The organism is Lentzea jiangxiensis, from assembly GCF_900104175.1.
In the GTDB taxonomy this organism is placed as follows: domain Bacteria; phylum Actinomycetota; class Actinomycetes; order Mycobacteriales; family Pseudonocardiaceae; genus Lentzea; species Lentzea jiangxiensis.
The window spans coordinates 29,382-46,724 of the sequence record NZ_FNIX01000031.1 but is presented as its reverse complement, the minus strand read 5'-3'; the positions used below and the strand labels follow the sequence as shown (position 1 = coordinate 46,724).

Sequence of the window (17,343 nt, the reverse complement as noted above, 5' to 3'; positions counted from 1 at the left end):
CGGCCTCGTTCCACTCGGCCAGGCGCCGCCAGCACGTCATCCCGGACCCGAAACCCAGCTCCTGGGGCAGGAACTCCCACTGGATCCCCGTATGCAGCACGAACAGGATGCCCTGCAGGACCAGCCGGTCCGGGATGCGCTTGCGGCCCAGCTTGGGCAGCGCGTACTCCCATCGAGGCAACAACGGCTCGATTCGCGCCCACAGATCGTCGGACACGATCCACGGTGGCTGCTCACCCTTTCTCACCCGTTCATGATCAACGATCATGAACGTTCAGTCACCACAGTTGATCAATCTGTTAGGAACTCTAAGCGCCTGGCCAGAAGTCTTGTCCGAAACTTTCGAGTAGCCAGGGGCTGGTCCAGGGTGCGGCGGTGGTGAGGTTCTGTTCGGTGGTTCGCTGGTTCGGTCGTGGAAGTAGGCGTGGGCCTGGCGGACGCGGCCGGCCATCGTGGCGGGTGCGGTGTTGGCGATGTGGCGTTTGAGGCCGGCCCAGATGCGTTCGACGGGGTTGTCCTGCGGGCTGTATTTCGCGCCCTCAATCAGCATCAGGCGTGGGTGTTTGGTCAGCCACCGCTTGGTGATTCCACTGTGGTGGGTGCCGCCGTTGTCGCAGATCACCGCGACGATCGGTGCGTCGGGATAGGTGTCGAGCAGCGTCTGCAGGAAGTAGCAGAACACCACGGAGACGTTCTTGACCGAGACGTGGTGGTGCCAGGCGCCGGTGGCGAGGTCGAGTGCGCCGTGCAGGGTGCGGCGGATGTTGCTGCCGGGGGTGAGGATGCGGTGGCGCAGGCCGGTGGGCATCCAGCAGGACCGGACCCGCGCCAGCAGGTCAAGGTGGGTTTCGTCCTCGGCCAGCACAACGGATCCGGTGGGCAGTGCGGCGATGCGGGTCTGGATCGTGGTGCAGGTGGTGTCGTGGTCGGGGTCGCCTTTGGCGATCAGCCGGGGACGCCGCCAGCTGGCCTGTTCGCGTAATCGCCGGTGGAAGGTGCGCAGGCTCATCTCGGGTCGGCGGGCGGCGCGCCAGAGCCTGGCGGTGGTCCAGGCTTTCGGTGTCAGTAGCAGGGTGTGGATGCGTTGCCCGAGCCGGGGGCTGCCGAGGCGGGGGCGTCCGCTGCGGGGCCGGTCGGGCAGTCCTGTGATGCCGTCGCGGGTGTGTCGTGCGATCCAGCGGCGCACCGTGACCGGCTCATAGTGCAGGAGCTCTGCGATCTCGGGTGCGCTCATGCCGGACGCGGACAGCAGGACGATGACGATGCGGGCGGCGACTCGCCACGGGCCGTGCAGCGCGGTGATCAGCTCGTGGTGCTGGGCAGGGGTCAAGTCGGCGTAGACATGCGCGGGGCGCATACTGGTGAAGGCCTCGTCGGGTCGATTCTGTGTGGTAACCGAATCCAACCCGACGGGGCTCTTCACGTTCGCGGCAAGGTCAACTCCCGCGAGTTACAGACACAACTTCTGGCAACAGGATTAGTAGATCATGAGTGTCCAAGTCGCACGGTCTCCGGGAGCGTTGTGCCCGCCGTGCCGGATCCGGAATGCACCTGCTCACGGCGTTCTCACTCCGACTCGCTGGGAGCCTGTCAAGCGTCAGGCTCTGGCTCGTAGTCGGTGTTGAGGTGGAGTGGTCGTCTGGGCAGAAGGACGCGGTGGCGGAGAAGGTTGAATCCCACGGGCACCGTCCACAGCGGACCGGTCGATCTCGAGATCGTTGGTGAGACTGCGTGGATGCGGCAGATCGATGGCGCGAGCATCCGCGATCTGCTCGGTGAGTTTCACATCGTTACTCGCAGGCGGCGTCAGCAGTGCGACGAAGCCGCGTACCAGACTGGCGAGTGCGATCATCTCCGGGCAGGCTGCGGCGACTTCCTCCAGCAGGGTCGTGTCCTTCGGGCGCAGGTTCCCAGGTTTGGTGAGCAGGGGCGGCCGGCGTGACGGGCGGTCGCCTTCGCCTTCGGCGCGGTCCTGGCAGTCGAGCAGAGCGGCGCCTTGGCCGAGTGATTCGTGGACCTTGTGCCAGCGTTCGCGAGTGGTCTGCTCGTGCACGCCGCCGGGGCGGGGCACAGGTATTCGCCGTCTGTGTCGCCCGCCGGCCCCGCCGCGGCGCCGCCGACAACGCCCGCTGCGCCCCGGACAATCGCAGCGTCCGCCGCAGCAGCACCGCGCCCGCCGAGAACACCAGCGACTCGCGAACCGGATCAAGAAACAGACGCGGACCTGCGCTACGCTTCACCTGCGAAGTGCCTTCCTGCTCGGTGTATCTGATGTCTTCGCAAACACCAGTTTCCCGTACCCGACAAGCACTTTCGCGCGTTCAAGGGGCGTTTCGCCTCAGATCACATGAAATTCCGAGGCTCATTTGCGCCAGATCTGGCCGATGGTCGACCTGCTCAGCCCGGCCTTCTCCGCCATCGACGTCCGCGACCAGTGCGTGGCGTTGCGCGGGTCTCCTCCAGCGTCGCCACGATCCCTCTTCGGCCTGGTCCACCGTGATCAACCGTGGCCGTCCCGACCTGTCCTCGTCCATCAAGGCGTCCAGGCGCCTGGCCACGAACAGGGTGCGCCACTTGTCCACCACGTCTGATGCCCCGCCGAGCCGCGGCCTCCACATTAGACGAGCCCTCCACGCACGCCAGAGGTTCGACGCACCGGGCGGGAGGCGATGAACCTCCCGCCCGGTGCGTTCTCAGGTTCGGCCCGAGGTACGAACGTTAGTGCAGGTTACTTCGCGTTGAGCGACGCCTCGTGCGCCGAGACAGCTGTCTGCACCACGGTGGTGCCGCGGCGGGTAGAGTACTGCGCGCGGCCGGGAATCAGTATGCGCGGCCTGATGTCGCCGAACACGACGCCCTCCGACTGCGGGCAGGACATCAGCAGCACCGGCGTGTTGACCTCGACCAGGCGGCGCAGCAACGGGTCGTTGGAACCGCGGCTGATGCCGTTCGCGCCTCGGGTCACGATTAGGTGCAGGCCCAGCGCGTTGCCCTGAGCGAGCGGGTCGAACAACTGCTGGAACAGGTTCGCACCCCCCGACGAGACCATGTCGTAGTCGTCGATCACCACGAACACCTGCGGGCCCTTCCACCAGTCACGCAACCGCAGACGCGCGGGTGTGATGTCCGGACCGGGGAGCCGGGTGTGGATCGCGCGGGCCACGCCGTCGATCATCTCCCGCACCGAGTCGGCGGAGACCGCGTAGCCGAGCTGGTACTCCTGAGGCACGGCGTCGTACAGGCCGCGGCGGTAGTCCACGGTGATGATCCGCGCTTCCTGCGGGCTGTACCGCGCCGTGATGCCGTCGATCACCAGCCGCAGCAGGTTCGTCTTGCCGGTTTCCACGTCGCCGACCACCACGAGGTTCGGGTTGTCCTCGAAGTCGTGCCACAGCGGTTCGAGGCGCTGGTCGTCGAGGCCCAGCGCGAGGCGAAGATCGCCGTCGGGAGCGGGGAGCTCGGCGCGGTCCAGCACGGCGGGCAGCATACGCACCGGGGGAGCGGACGGGCCGGACCACGCCGCGCACACCTGGTCGACGAGGGTGGCGATGTGCTCGGAGACGTCTCGGTCCACGCCGTCCAGCGAGGGCAGCGCGGTGAGGAAGTGCAGCTGCTGCTCGGTCAGACCGCGGCCGGGGATCTTCGGCACACCGGACGCAGCTCGCATGTTGATCACGGACTCGACCGGGTCGCCGAGCCGCAGTTCGAGCTGCGTGCCCACCAGGTCGCGCACGGCGCTCATGATCTCGCTCCACCGGTTCGACGAGATCATCAGGTGGATGCCGTAGTTGAGACCGCGGGCGGCCAGTTCGTTGAATGTCCCGGTGAGTTCCATGAAGTCCTGGCGGATGACGCCCCAGCCGTCGACCACGAGGAACACGTCGCCGTGCCGCTCGTCTGGGAACTCACCCGCTGCCCGCCTGCGCCGGTAGGTGGCCATCGAGTCCACTCCGTTGTCGGCGAAGAACCGTTCCCGGCGCGCCAGCAGCGAGGTGACCTCGCCGATCGTGCGCTGCATCCGCTCGACGTCCAGCCGGCCGGTGACGCCGCCGACGTGTGGCAGCTTCTGCAGGCCGGACAGCGTGCCGCCGCCGAAGTCGAGGCAGTAGAACTGCACCTCGGCCGGGCTGTGCGTGAGCGCCAGCGACGTGATCATGGTGCGCAGCGCGGTGCTCTTGCCGCTTTGCGGACCGCCGACGACGGCGACGTGGCCGCCGCTGCCGGACAGGTCGACCACCAGCGGATCGCGGGCTTGGTCGTACGGCCGGTCGACCAGGCCGACCGGCACGGTGAGCTTGCCACGGCCGTGCCACGTCGTCGCGCAGAGGCCGTGTTCGGGCGTGATCTCCAGCGGTGGCAGCAGTTCGTCGAGCGAGCTGGGGGCGTCCAGCGGCGGCAGCCACACCTGGTGCGCGGCGGGGCCGCTGTCGCGCAGGCGTTCCACCGCGAGTTCCAGGAGGGTCGCCACCGACTCGGTCGTCTCCGGCTCCACCACTGGCTCCGGCTCGGGCACCGGGTCGTGGCGGACGGTGAACTTCGCCGCGAACGGCACCACCTGGCGGGCCACCAGCGCCTGCTCGACGTTGCGGCGGGTGACCCGGTGCGGGCCGGACACGTATGCGGCCTTGAACCGGGCCAGCTCGCCGATGCCGCTCTTGAGGAAGCCGTTGCCGGGATCAGACGGAAGCTGGTAGGCGTCCGGCACGCCGAGGACGCCGCGGCTTTCCATCGCGGAGAACGTGCGCAGGCCGATCCGGTACGACAGGTGAGACTCGAGCTGGTGGATGCGCCCCTCGTCGAGCCGCTGCGACGCGAGCAGCAGGTGCACGCCCAGTGACCGGCCGAGGCGGCCGATCGCGATGAACAGGTCCATGAAGTCGCGGTGTGCCGTCAGCAGCTCGCTGAACTCGTCCACCACCACGAACAGGGTGGGCATCGGGTCGAGTGCGGCGCCGTTCGCGCGAGCGCGTTCGTAGTCGAGCAATGAGCTGTAGTTGCCCGCTTTGCGCAGCAACTCCTGACGGCGCATCATCTCGCCGTTCAACGCGTCGCGCATGCGGTCCACCAGCGCGGCCTCGTCCGCCAGGTTGGTGATCACCGCCGAGGTGTGCGGCAGCTCGTCGAGACCGAGGAACGTCGCGCCACCCTTGAAGTCCACCAGGACGAAGTTGAGGATCTCCGACGAGTGCGTGAGCGCCAGCGCCAGCACCATCGTGCGCAGCAGCTCCGACTTGCCCGACCCGGTGGCGCCGATGAGCATGCCGTGCGGGCCCATGCCACCCTGCGCCGATTCCTTGATGTCCAGATCGACCGGTGCCCCGTTGGGGCCGATGCCCAGCGGTACACGCAGCCGGCCGCCGGGGCGTTTCGCCGCCCAGCCCGCGGCCACGTCGTGCGTCTGCAGGTCGTTGATGCCCAGCAGTGCCGTGAGGTCGAAGTTCTCGCCCATCGGTTCGGTGACCCGGCGCGGCGCGCCCACCCGGTACGGTGCGAGCCGCATCGCGAGCGCGGAGGCGGTGTTGATGCCGATGCCGTCCGGCTTGCCGAGGTCGCCCGCGACCTCCTTGTTGTGCTGATCGACTGTGATCAGCTTGAGCGTGCCGTCCTCTAGTCGCATGTGGAGGGTCTGCGAATCGTCCTTGTCAGTCAACGCGGAAGAGAGATCGATCACCGTTGTGTTGCGGTAGCCGTCCGCCGCCAGCCGTGACGTCGACGGCACGGTGACGCCGTCCACGAACAGCATCACGCACGGCTCCTGGTTGTCCGGCATGATATCCGGGTCGAAACCCGGCCTGCCCGCGAACTCGTCGCCCAGCGCGTTCTCCAGCTCCGCCATCGACTCGATCACCAGGCGGGCCTCGCCGGCGCCGTCGGTCTCGTTCGGGTGAAGATTGTGCGGAAGCCACTTCACCCACTCCCACGCGGAGCGCCGCTCCGGCGCGGTGAGCACGACGATCCGCAGCTCCGACGGGGAGTGGAAGACCGCCAGGTGGGCGATCATCGACCGGACCAGCGCGCGAATCCGCTGCTCGTCCTCGCTCTTAACGGCACGCACGAGAATCCGGGCGAACGAGGGCAGGAACACGGCAACCGGTTGGTCGGCCACGGTGCCGTAGGCGTGGATGAACCGGCGCAGCGCGTGCGCCGACAGCGGTTCCAGGTCATCCACCGGCTTGGTGGACAACGGGTTCAGCCGCCAGGCGAGCCGCTGCGGGCCCAGCGCGATGCGGATCTCGCCGAAGTCGTCGTCCTGGGCCTCGCGTTCCCACATCCGGGACGTGCCGGGCAACGCCCACAGGGAGGTCGGGTCGGGGTGCCGCCAGGCCAGCGCTTGTCGCTGCTGCGTCACCACTTCGCGGATCTTGCGGCGGGACTGCGCGAGGTAGCGCAGATAGTCGCGCCGCGCATCGTTGAGCTTCTGCTTGCGCTCACCCGCGCTGCGGCCGAGCTGGCCGACCAGCATGGCCATCGACGACACCGTCATCAGACCGGCGGCGAGATAGCTGAACGTGCCGTTCTCACCTGGCCGGACGAACAGAAGAACCGTCGCCGTGGACGACAACGCCATCGGCAGGTACATCATGATCGCACCAGCGCTGCGCTGGACCTCCGGCAGCGTGGGCGGTTCCTGGACGCTCAGCTCGCCTTCGGGCATTTCCGGTCCGGGACGTCGCGGCCCCTTGCGGAACATGATTATACTCAAGCCCGGATTCCTTCCCTCTGGACGTGCTGTGGTGGCAGCTCCGCATGAGGTGACGAAATCCGACCACGCAATGGTTCACTCGTGAGCCAGGCGTAGGTCGCCGACCGAAAGCGTGTGCCATGGCGACCACTTCCGGGCTGTGCAAACTCCGCGTCCGGGCTCCCTCCACCAGCTTCGAGCTAGCCGTGCCGGTGGACATCCCGCTGATCGACCTGATGCCGACCATCCTCGGCTACGCCGGAAAGGACCTCGACGAGAAAGGGCTGGACCACGACGGCTGGATCCTCCAACGGCTCGGCGAGGCGCCGCTGGACCAGGAAGCCACCATCGACGTGCTGAAGCTCCACGACGGCGAGGTCCTGCACCTGCTGCCACGTCGTGAGCAGCTCCCACCGGTGCACTTCGACGACATCATCGACGGCCTGTCCACCGAGGCGCGGGCCCAGTCCGACTCGTGGAGTCCGGACGCCACCCGGTGGACGATGCTCGGCTGCGTCCTCGTGGTCGCGCTGTTCGGGTTCGGCCTGCTGGCCACCGCGATGAAGACGTGGCCGACTCTGCTCGCCGCCGCTCTCGCGGGGGTATTCCTGATGGTGTGCGCGGCCACCGCGGCTCGTGCGCTGGGTGACTCGGTGGCGGCACTCGCGCTGGCGCTCGGCGCGGTGCCTTTCTTCGGGCTGGCTGGCTTCATCGTCCCGAGCGGACCTGAGGGGCCGGTGCTGACCGGCGCCCGCGTGCTCGCGGCCTGCGCAGCGGGCGCGGGAGCCGGTGCCCTCGGACTGGCCGCGGTCGCGAGCGCCGTACCGGTGTTCGTGTCCGTCACCACGTTCGGGCTGCTGTGCGCCTGCGGCGGGCTGGTCATGATGCTCGGCGGCGCGAGCGCCGCCGGTGCCGCGACGATCGTCGCGGTGGTCGCGGTGCTGCTCGGCGCGTTCGTGCCGCGGATCGCCTTCCGGCTCGCCGGGCTGAAGCTTCCCGCGCTGCCCACCACCGCGGAAGAGCTGCAGGAGGACATCGAACCGCATGACGGCGAGAAGGTCATCGGCGGCGGCAAGGTCGCGGACGCCTACGTGACCGGGCTGTTCACCGCGATCGGTCTCGCCTGCGTGGTCACGATCGAGTTCGTGGTGCGCGACACGTCCTGGCAGGCCACCACGTTCACCCTAGTGCTGAGCTGCCTGCTGCTGGTGCACGGGCGTGCGCTCGGCAGCGTGTGGCAGCGCCTGTCGGTGATCGTGCCCGGTGTGTACGGCCTGCTGCGCTGGATGCTCGCCTCGCATCTCGAGTCACCGCGCCCGCTGGTGCTCATCGTCGTCATCTTCGTTGCGGTGTCCGTGCTGATCGTGGCCAGGTGGACGCTGCCAGGCCGCCGGCTGCTGCCGCAGTGGGGCCGGCTCGCGGACATCGCGGAGAGCCTGGCCGCGTTGTCGCTGCTGCCGCTCGCGCTGTGGCTGCTCGGGGTGTTCGGGTTCCTGCGCGGGATGGGAGGCTGATCGTGAACTCGAAGACCGATCAGGTCCAGGCGCACCGGTTCATGCTCGGCAGGCTGACCTCGGCGTTGCTACGCGTCGACCCCGACGCGCCGGAGAGCCCGCTGCACCGGACCTACCGGGGCAGCACCATCGGCGGGCTCATCGCCACCGTCATCTGCCTCGCCATGCTGCTGTTCGGCCTGATCTCGCCGGGTGCGAACAAGTCCTGGAAGGTCGACGGCACGATGGTCGTGGTCGACGCTACCGGGGCGCGGTTCCTCTACGCGGGCGGCAAGTTGCTGCCCGTGCTGAACTTCGCCTCAGCGAAGCTCGTGGCGGGCACCCAGCTCAAGGTGAAGCACCTCGACGAGAAGTCGCTCAAGGACGTGCCGCGCGGCGAACCGCTCGGCATTATCGGCGCACCCGACGCGTTGCCCGCGTTCGCCACCGACTCGTGGCAGGTGTGCGCCTCGACCAGTCGTGAGCAGGCCGGGCCGACAGCGTTGCACATCGGTGGTGGTGGGAACGTGCGGTCGCTCGGCGAGGACGAGGCCGCCGTCGTGGTGACCCCGGACGGTGCGACTTCCCTGCTGTGGCGCGGCAAACGCTACCGGGTGCAGGTAGACCGCGGTGCGCTCGACGCGCTGGACGGCGTGCCGCAGCCGGTGAAGGCGCCGTCCGCGCTGCTGGACGCGTTGCCCGCGGGCCCGGACTTCGGGCCGATGGTCATCGCCGGCATGGGCACGCCAGGACCCCGCCTCGGCTCGGCGGACTCGAAGATCGGCCAGCTGTACTCGGTCGCGGGTGAGCCGACCGAGAACTACGTCCTCACGCCCACGGGACTCACCGCGGTGTCCCAGCTCGACCTGCGGTTGCTGATCTCGGACCCGCAGGTGCGCACCGCGGCCTACGGCGGTGGCGAGGTCGTGGTAACCCCGTTGCCGGGCCGGATGATCGGCGAGCACCTGTCCAAGAACGAGGCCCCGTCGGCAACGCAACCGCCACGTGCGGTGTCACTCCATAGTGGACAAGGTTTGTGCGCCATCGTGATCCCGAACGGTGACGCGGCGCGCACGCAGATCGCGGTGACCGACCGGGTTGCCACGGACGGGCAGCCTCCGTTCAGTCAACCGGGTGTCGCGGCGCCGTGCACGAAGGTCGACCGGATCGCGGTGCGGCCCGGCTCCGGCGTGCTAGTCAAACCCGCCGCCGCGTCCGGCCGGGTGGGTGACTCGCTCTACCTCGTGACCGACACCGGCGTGAAGTACGCCGTGCCACCGGACGGCGCCAAGGCCCTCGGCGTCGACTCCGCTGTCTCGATTGGCCTACCCGCGAGTCTGCTCGCGTTGCTCCCGACCGGCGCGGTGCTGGACCCGTTGGCGCTGCGTAACGGGGGTGCCGTACTGCCGGCTGCCAAGACCTGCGGAAAGTGACCGGAGGAATCGGCGGCGAGTTCTGCCGGTGGTTCCTCATGGTTCGGAGGTCTCGGACTTGGTGTTCTGTCACCGGAGCGTCGCGCTGGTGACGACCTCCGTCGTACCTCAACGGAAGGACACCGACTGATGTCGATGCCGCAGAACTTCTCGAAGCAGGACGCGGCGATGAAGGCAGGTGTGGTGGCGGTCGACGACTGCCTCAGCACCTGCAACGCCGTACACGCCACCGTGGCCGACATGAGGGCGGTTCTGAAGGGCAAGTGGCAGGGCTTGGCGGGTGACATGTACCGCAACGCCATGGAGGGCTGGGAGAACGACTACCGGCAGGTGGTCGGGATGCTGCGCAAGATCCGCGACATGCTGGAGCACAGCGACAAGAAGATGACCGGCATGGAGCAGGAGATCGCGCAGTACGTCGGGCCGTCGTTCGGTGACTCCAGCACCCCGATGTCGTCCGTCGGCAATCAGGTCTACAACGGCATCAACCCGAAGTGATCAGCCCGAGCTGATCACCACCACCCCTGAGCCAAGAGGAGAACGATCATGTCTTTGCCCGAAGGTTTTTCCGTCCACTCCAGCATTCCCGAGGTCGCCAACGAGATGGACCGGCAGACCAAGCTGATCCGCGACGCGCTGGACGAGCTGGAGAGGCTGCTCACCCCGATGAAGGCCACGTGGACCGGTGAAGGTGCGACGGCCTACGACTCGGTGCAGAAGCAGTGGGACGCCGCGTCGTTGAACATGGCGAACCGGTTCGGCGTGGCGTCGCAGACGATGAACGAGGCCTTCGTCCACTACAAGCGCGTGGACAACTCGACGAACAACGACTTCCTGTCGCTCTAGTTCAACACCGCACTGAGCGAAAGGAGGACAGGCGTGGCGGACAAGCCGGACAGCAGCGACATCAAGATCACACCTCAGTTCCTGAGGGATTTCCAGGGCAAAGTCCTGGGGCCGTTGATCCTTGAGCTGAACGACCACCCGAGCATCGTCGAACTCCGCAACACCCTCAACAGCGCCGCCGGCAAGCGCAGGCTGCTGGCCGGTTCGGAGAAGTGGGACCCGGCCCGGATCCTGATCGACAGGTACGAGGGTGCCAAAGGCACGGCACCCACGTTGTGCACTCAGATCGACGCCATCAAGCTGTACCTGGTCGGGCTCGACGAGAAGATCACGGCCGTCTTGGACAAGGTGGCGCGTGTGGAGAGCAACAACTTCGACCTGACGTCCGAGCTGAACTCGCAGGAGATCGCCTGGGTGCTCACCCCTGGCGCGCCGTCGAACCCCGGTCCCGGCCCCACGCCGCCGGGCCCCGGAACCGGGAGCTGAGCCGCGATGCCCAGTCCAGGCAAGGTCACCTGGGAGCAGGCGCTCAACTACTTCCAAGACGGCCAGACCGTCAAGGAGGTGCCTGATCGCAGCACCATCGAGTCGGTGAACTGGCTCAAGTGGGACGTTTGGGGAGTGATGACCGACGACGCGACCTTGCCGAAGGGCTGGGACTTCGGGATCCACTCCCGGACGCACTGGGTCACCTACTGGGGCGCGGGCAGCGCGGACTACGAGGCGCTGAGCAAGCCGGTGAACGAGTTCTTCGGCAACACCCGCGCGATTCTCGGCTCACTGCTGGACGGCGGCAACCCGGTGGCGCAGTCCTGGACGTTCGACCGGGCTTTCGGGGCGCTGAGCGGCGCGAAGGACGTGCTGACCACCCGAGCCGACGGCCTCAAGAAGTGGCGGGACGCCACCGGGCACAAGGACAGCGACTTCCAGGGCGCCGGTGCGTCGGCGTTCTGGAAGGTCCTGGACGACACGATCTACAAGTTCGAGGGTCTCGCCAACAGGCTGAACGTGCGCGACGGCCACGCGTGGAACGCGCTGACCGGCGCCAAGGGCAGGTTCGCCGACGACATGACCACGGTGGTCGACGAAACCAAGGCCGGTCTCCAGTGGGCGATCGAGACTCTCAACCAGGGCTACCAGGAATGGACCGCCGTCGGCACGCCCAGCTACGACAGCGGTGTCTTCGGCCACATCAGCGGCAGGCCCGACCAGTTCGCCTTCCCCGCCACCGTGTTGCGCCTCGTCGTCAACAGCCCGGGTTTCCAGGAAGATCTCGAGAAGAGCGACTCCAGCAACTGGAGCGCTGCCGAGCACTACGCGAAGAGCAAGGAGACCGGGCTCGACGCCAGGAATCCCCTGTTCTGGGACCGCATCACGACGGCGGCCAAGAACGTGTGGCAGAGCCACATGTTCGCCACCCTCGACGCCGCCGCCACTCGAGCGATCACCGGGCTCGCTGAGAGTTATCGAACCGCGGCGACGTACCTGCAGCCGGTGACCATGCCGATCATCTTCAACAACATCACTCCGCCGCCGAACCCGCCCGGACCGCCCCCGTCTCCCGGCCCGCCGGGTGGGCCGGGTTCCCCCGGAGGATCGGGACCGGGGTCCAAGGACAAACCGGGCGGGCCGCCGCCTCCGGGTTCGAAGGGAGGCTCCGGTCCCGGCGGGAAGGACTCGCCGACCGGCAAGGACAAGCCGAACATCCCGAACATCCCGCCGCCGCCCGGCCCGAACACCGGCGGCCCGAAGCCGAACGTCCCTAACCCGAACTCTCCGCTCAAGGTGCCGTCCGGGTCGAGTGTCGGCTCGGACGGCGTGGTGCGCGGCAAGGACGGCAAGCCGGTGCTCGACAGCTCCGGCAGACAGATCGTCGTGCCGAAGGGCTCGAGGGTGGGGCCGGACGGCAACATCCTCGACGCGAAGGGAAAGGAGCTCACCGAGAAGGACCGCCTGCAGCAGGACAAGCCGCAGGAAAAGACGCAGGACACCGAGTTCGACAAGTTCCTGGACTCGCTGCGCAAGGACAGCCCGTCGCCGGTGCTGAACCAGTACACACCCACGCCGAACCTGTCGCTGGGCGGATCGTCCGGACTCGGCAGCGGGAGCTCGGGCAGCGGGAGCTCGGCTGGCGTGAACGTCGTGGGGCCGAACAGCACCTCCGGACACCCCGGCAGCGGCCAGCAGGCACCTCCCGCTCCGCCGAAGACGGTGGGCACCGAGGGTGGGCCGCCGCTGATCAAGAACCAGCAGGGCGGCGGAGGTGTACCGAACGGTCCCGGCGGCGTGCCGTTCTACCCGCCGACCGCAGGTGGCATGGGCGGTGCCGGCGCCGGGGGACAGGACCAGAAGGGCGAGCGCGACCGGACGACCTGGTTGTCCGAGGACGAGGAGACCTGGGGCACCGACCCGAAGCTTCCGCCGTCCGTGCTGGGTGCCCGCCGCCGGCGGGGACGCGCGGGATCGTCGGCAGCCGCAGGTGGACGCAACTACGGGCAGGGAGGATCCGATGGCCGACTGGCTGGAGGAGCAAATGCACCAGGCCATGGCTACGCTGAGGGATCAGCGTGAGCGGATCGATGCGGCGAAGGCGGAACTCGCTGCCCGGACGGCGTCGGCGACGTCCTCCGACCACATGGTCACGGTGACCGTTGACGCGCAGAACGCGGTGGTGGGCATCAAGTTCCACACCACCAAGTACCGCAGCATGCCGCCGGAGCAGCTGTCCCGAGCGTTGCTCGACGTGCTCGGCCGCGCCAAGCAGGAGATGGCCGACGCGGTGGTCGAGGTGTTCGGTCCCTTGATGGACCAGCGCACCGACCTGCGCGCGGCGATGTCGGGCCACACCGAGGTGGACGATGCGTTCACCGCGATCTGGAACGAAGCGCCCGCGGACGTCTTCGGCCACCGGAGGGCTGACCGAGATGCCAGGTGATCTCGGCGGACCGGACACCCGGACGTGGAGGTGGGAGCAGGCGCTCAACATCTTCAGCGACGGCTACGGCCACCCCACGGTCGCGCAGCGGGAGACCGTCATCGGCACAACTTGGCTGAAGTGGTCCACGCATCAAGTCCGGCGCGGGCCGAACAACCACCTTCCGACAAGCCTGGTCTACGCCGAGTCGTTGACCTGGTACCAGTCGACCTACGCGGTCGCCGACGCCACCCCCGAGGTGGAGGAGGCGTTGAAGAACTTCGCCAAGAACAGCGGGTCCATCCTCGACAGCCTCCTCGCGGACACCAACACGGTGGCCAAGCGGGCGACCTTCACGCCTGCGAGCGACGGGTTGCAGGGAGTGTCCGAGCTCCTCACCAAGACGGTGGTGCCGAAGCTGGAGGAGTGGCGGAACAAGACCGGCCACCACGGCGACGCCTACCAGGGGCAGGGCGCGGACGGGTTCTGGCAGGTGCTGGACGGTCTCGTGTACAAGTGCCGCAATCTGGCGGAGCAGCTCAGTCCGGGGCGCCCCACCTGGGAGGTGCTCCGGGAGACGCAGGAGTACCTGCGTCAGGCCGCCGTTCTGCTCGAGCAGCAGGGCAGGCAGAAGTGGCTGAGCAGCGCGAGCACCAGCTACGACACCGGGCTGTCCTTCAGGGTCGAGGCGCCGGCGGCGGAGCTGGCCTGGCCTGCCGGAGTGGTCCGCGCCATCTGGACGTCACCCAAGCTGAAGGCCGACATCGCGAAGTCGAGGGTTAACAGAGATCGCGAGCATCTCGATCATGGCGACGCCATGCCGAAGAGCGACATCCTCGGCGGCAAGCTGAACGAAGCCGGCCCCTGGCAGCGGCTCGAGGAAGCGGCGAAGAAGGTCTGGGCCGAACACCTCGCGACTACTTTGGACAGTGCGGCCGCCAGTGCGGTGGGCCTGTTGACCGCGTCGCACCAGATGGCCCACCCGTACTTCCGGCCGATCACCACGCCGGTCGAGTTCAACCGGACCGGGGCCGACCCTGGTCCCGGCACCGGGCCCGGCGGTGGTGCCGGTGGTGGCGGGCCGAACTCCGGCGGTGGCAGCGGGACGGGTGGCGGGGACGGTTCGACCGGGGGCAGCGGGTCGAACAACCCCGGTGGCGGTCCGCCTCCGCCGCCACCGCTTCCTCCGCCTCCGGGCGGTAACAAAGGGCCGTCGGTCGTCAACGGCGGCGGCAGTGGCAGTGGCAGTGGCGGTGGGCAGAACCCGTTGCTCAACGGCGGGGACCGGTCACTCAAGGTGCCCAGCGGCTCGTACGTCGGCCCGACCGGGGCGATCATCGGTCCCAACGGCAAACCGGTGCTCGACCGCAACGGCAAGCCGGTCATCGTGCCGAGGGGTTCGCGGGTCGACTCGAACGGCAACGTCGTCGGCCCGCGGGGCGACGCCCAGCTCGACGAGAAGGACCGGCTGCGCAAGCCGTACGACGTCGACCCCAGCGTTGTGTCGGGCGGCAACGGCTCCTCGGAGTTGCAGCGCTACCTGGATTCCCTGCGCCGCGCGCCCGCGCCACCTTCGCCGGTGCGCTCGCCCGAGCTCCCGCCGCTGACGATGTCCAAGTACGATCCGATCGTCCACAACGGACCCGGCTCGTTCGGCAGCGGCTTGGTCGGTGCGTCGGGCATCCCCGCGCCGAACACCATGTCGCAGGACTGGAAGCCGAGTCCGCCATCCGGTACTCCCGAGTCGTCGAGCAGTCCCAAGGGGACGACCGGCATCGGCGCCGGCCCCGGCACCGGTCCTGGTGCCGGCGGTACCGGCGGTACCGGCGGTGTGCCGTTCTACCCGCCGACCGCGGGTGGCATGGGTGGTGCCGGTGTGGGTGGGCAGGACCAGAAGGGTGAGCGCGACCGGACCACGTGGCTGGCCGAGGACGAGGAGACCTGGGGCACCGACCCCGCAGTCGCTCCCGGCGTGCTGGGTCGCCGCAAGCGCAGGCAGCAGGCCCGGTCGAGCACCGTGCACGTGCGCGGTGGTGACGTGGAACGTGATCACGCGTTCGGGTCGGGCAGCGGAACGGCCGGCCAGGGGGCCGGCACCACCATCTGACGAAAGGACCGCGCATGAGCGGGATGGAAGCCAAGCCGGACGAGATCATCCGCATCGGCGAGGGTTTTCGCCAGGTAGGCGCCTTCCTCGAGGGGACGATCGAGAACAGCCAGGAACGGAGAACGCTCCTGCGCAAGGCAACTGGTGACGACGACACGGCCAAAGAGATCTACGAGAAGCTCGGTCCCACGGTCGACAAGATCGAGGAAGCTCTCAACTCGATCCACGCGCTGATGGTGAACAGGAGCAACGTGACACGCGGGCTGGGTGAGCGGCTCAACAACATGGAGAACAACATCGCCGACAACCTCGCGAACAACTCGAGGCACGGCGGCGGCTCGCGCCGCTGACCACACCACAAGCCCAGAAGTTCAGGTACCGCAGAGAAAGCAGGAGCACCATGTCCTCGGAGACGCAGCAGAACACGGGCGCCGCAGCCGCCGCGGCGGCTGCGGCGGTTGCGCCGCCGACCGTCCCCGTGACGCCGCCGGACACCGAGTCCGACGCCCCGGCTACCCAGGTCCGCACGGCAGGCGGAGCTCCTGCGGTGCTGACGGCGACCAAGGCGAGCACGACAAGCGCGGCGAAGTCGAACCGCGTGTCCAGGCCGATGATCGTCGCGGCCGCGGTCGCCGGAGTCGTCCTCGTCGCACTGCCGGTGGCGTTCGGCGGCCTGCTGGCGAACAACGACGGACCCGGCGACGACCCGAACAACGCCGGCTACGCCTACTCTCCTCCGCCCGGTGACGGTTTCGTGCCGGGAGTGGCGGATCCCAAGGTGGACAACACCACCGATCAGTCCCAGGCGCCTTCTGACGGTTCCGTTCCGGGCCAGCCGGGCCAGCCGGGCACTCCGAACGGCCAGCAGGGACAGCAGGCCGATCCGGGGACGCCGGGCACGCCGGGCACCCCCGGACAGCCGCAGAAGCCGGGATCGCCTCAGGGGCAACCGCAGGGCCAGAACCCGCCGGCGAACCAGCCGCCGCCCGCGAAACCCGTTGTGTATCAGGGAACCGCAGGGCCCGGCTGTGGGAGCGGCACCAACTACACCGGTGTCGGCGCGTACAGCGACGGCAAGGCGGGCTGGGTGAACCACGGTAGCGGCTGCGGCAACGCGTTCGCGTCGATTCCGATGTCCGGCGATGAGAGCAAGGACGACCCCACCGCGTACGGCCTGTGGACCTTCAACACCGGGCCGGTGACCACTGGAACGTGCACGCTCTCCGTGTACGTGCCCAACGGCGACATCACCGCGGTGGGCGGTAACCCTACGTACTACCAGGTGTACGACCGCTTCGAGATCAGCAAGGGCACCCCGATCGGCTCGTTTCAGGTGAAGCAGGTCTCCAACCGCGGCAAATGGCTCACCTTCGGTTCGTTCCGCGTGAACGGGGCCAAGCTCGCCGTCAAGCTGCTCACCAGGGGACGTGACTGGGAAGGCTCGACCAAGACCTACGCCCACCACGCCGCGGGAGCGATCACCGCCAAGTGCCAGGCTTGATGCTCGGACGGCGCGGAAACTGCCAGGCACCCGCCTCCTGTCCGTCCTGGCTGCGAGGGGCCCTGGGCCGGCAACCGCGCCCCTGCGGTGATCAAGAGCGCGCCGTGCTCAGGGAACGCGCAGCCGTGTGCCCGACCTCCTGGCTGTGCCGGTTCGTGGTCGGAGGCCCCATGTCGGACGACCGGCAGCGCACCGCGGCGACAGCCTCGTGGATGTCGCCGCGTTTCCCGTCCATGAGCCACACGGTCGGCGAGACGCCGTGCCCTTCGGTGATCAGGTGGTGCTTCGAGCCGGTTCCGGCACGGCTGATCGCGGGATTCTCCAACGGGTGAACAGCCTTACCGGGTGAACCGTCGTCCGGGGCGAA

At 68.3% G+C, this 17,343-nt stretch carries 14 protein-coding genes and 1 pseudogene; 10 read left to right on the top strand and 5 right to left on the bottom strand.

The window, feature by feature from the left end; all coding sequences use genetic code 11:
* From BLQ91_RS37870 to eccCa, 4 genes and pseudogenes are all read right to left on the bottom strand, one after another.
* Nucleotides 1-220 (bottom strand): transposase (locus tag BLQ91_RS37870; RefSeq protein WP_245734256.1); only part of this gene is annotated, 220 nt, incomplete at its 3' end.
* Nucleotides 221-308: 88 nt separating this feature from the next.
* A pseudogene (locus tag BLQ91_RS37865) lies at nt 309-1,357 on the bottom strand (IS630 family transposase).
* A 240-nt stretch (nt 1,358-1,597) separates the two neighbouring features.
* A complete protein-coding gene (locus tag BLQ91_RS40815; protein ID WP_143023028.1) occupies nt 1,598-2,053 on the bottom strand; it encodes a hypothetical protein in 456 nt (151 codons plus the stop codon).
* Nucleotides 2,054-2,728: 675 nt separating this feature from the next.
* Nucleotides 2,729-6,691, bottom strand: a complete 3,963-nt coding sequence (gene eccCa / locus BLQ91_RS37855; RefSeq protein WP_245734254.1) for a type VII secretion protein EccCa — start codon at nt 6,689-6,691, stop codon at nt 2,729-2,731.
* Nucleotides 6,692-6,822: 131 nt separating this feature from the next.
* Between eccCa and eccD the strand changes: the two genes are divergently transcribed.
* The 10 genes from eccD (at nt 6,823) to BLQ91_RS37805 (ending at nt 16,976) form a co-directional block, all read left to right on the top strand.
* The gene (eccD, locus tag BLQ91_RS37850; RefSeq protein WP_090105136.1) at nt 6,823-8,196 is read left to right on the top strand and encodes a type VII secretion integral membrane protein EccD; all 1,374 of its coding nucleotides are present in this window, start codon (nt 6,823-6,825) and stop codon (nt 8,194-8,196) included.
* A gap of 2 nt (nt 8,197-8,198) precedes the next feature.
* Nucleotides 8,199-9,608 carry a type VII secretion protein EccB gene (gene eccB, locus BLQ91_RS37845; protein ID WP_090105134.1) on the top strand — a complete coding sequence of 470 codons (1,410 nt, stop codon included), beginning with the start codon at nt 8,199-8,201 and terminating at the stop codon, nt 9,606-9,608.
* A 129-nt stretch (nt 9,609-9,737) separates the two neighbouring features.
* Complete coding sequence (locus BLQ91_RS37840) at nt 9,738-10,106, top strand: WXG100 family type VII secretion target (RefSeq protein WP_090105132.1); 369 nt, start codon at nt 9,738-9,740, stop codon at nt 10,104-10,106.
* A 48-nt stretch (nt 10,107-10,154) separates the two neighbouring features.
* Entirely contained in the window at nt 10,155-10,454 is a 300-nt protein-coding gene (locus tag BLQ91_RS37835) for a WXG100 family type VII secretion target (protein ID WP_090105130.1), read from the top strand.
* 33 nt (nt 10,455-10,487) lie between these two features.
* A complete protein-coding gene (locus BLQ91_RS37830) occupies nt 10,488-10,940 on the top strand; it encodes a hypothetical protein (protein ID WP_090105127.1) in 453 nt (150 codons plus the stop codon).
* A gap of 6 nt (nt 10,941-10,946) precedes the next feature.
* On the top strand, nt 10,947-13,025 hold the full coding sequence (locus BLQ91_RS37825; RefSeq protein WP_090105125.1) for a hypothetical protein: 2,079 nt from the start codon (nt 10,947-10,949) through the stop codon (nt 13,023-13,025).
* Nucleotides 12,964-13,389: a YbaB/EbfC family nucleoid-associated protein gene (locus BLQ91_RS37820; RefSeq protein ID WP_245734252.1), complete on the top strand. Its 426-nt coding sequence runs from the start codon at nt 12,964-12,966 to the stop codon at nt 13,387-13,389. Before BLQ91_RS37825 ends, BLQ91_RS37820 begins: the two co-directional genes overlap by 62 nt.
* On the top strand, nt 13,379-15,475 hold the full coding sequence (locus BLQ91_RS37815) for a hypothetical protein (protein ID WP_090105120.1): 2,097 nt from the start codon (nt 13,379-13,381) through the stop codon (nt 15,473-15,475). The genes BLQ91_RS37820 and BLQ91_RS37815 overlap by 11 nt, the downstream gene beginning before the upstream one ends.
* Before the next feature lie 14 nt (nt 15,476-15,489).
* Nucleotides 15,490-15,825, top strand: a complete 336-nt coding sequence (locus BLQ91_RS37810; RefSeq protein ID WP_143023027.1) for a hypothetical protein — start codon at nt 15,490-15,492, stop codon at nt 15,823-15,825.
* A 50-nt stretch (nt 15,826-15,875) separates the two neighbouring features.
* Nucleotides 15,876-16,976, top strand: coding sequence for a hypothetical protein (locus BLQ91_RS37805; RefSeq protein ID WP_090105116.1), 1,101 nt, complete (start codon nt 15,876-15,878; stop codon nt 16,974-16,976).
* 91 nt (nt 16,977-17,067) lie between these two features.
* Here BLQ91_RS37805 and BLQ91_RS37800 read toward each other — a convergent pair whose 3' ends face one another.
* Nucleotides 17,068-17,301, bottom strand: a complete 234-nt coding sequence (locus tag BLQ91_RS37800) for a hypothetical protein (protein ID WP_090105114.1) — start codon at nt 17,299-17,301, stop codon at nt 17,068-17,070.
* Between the last annotated feature and the right edge of the window lie 42 nt (nt 17,302-17,343).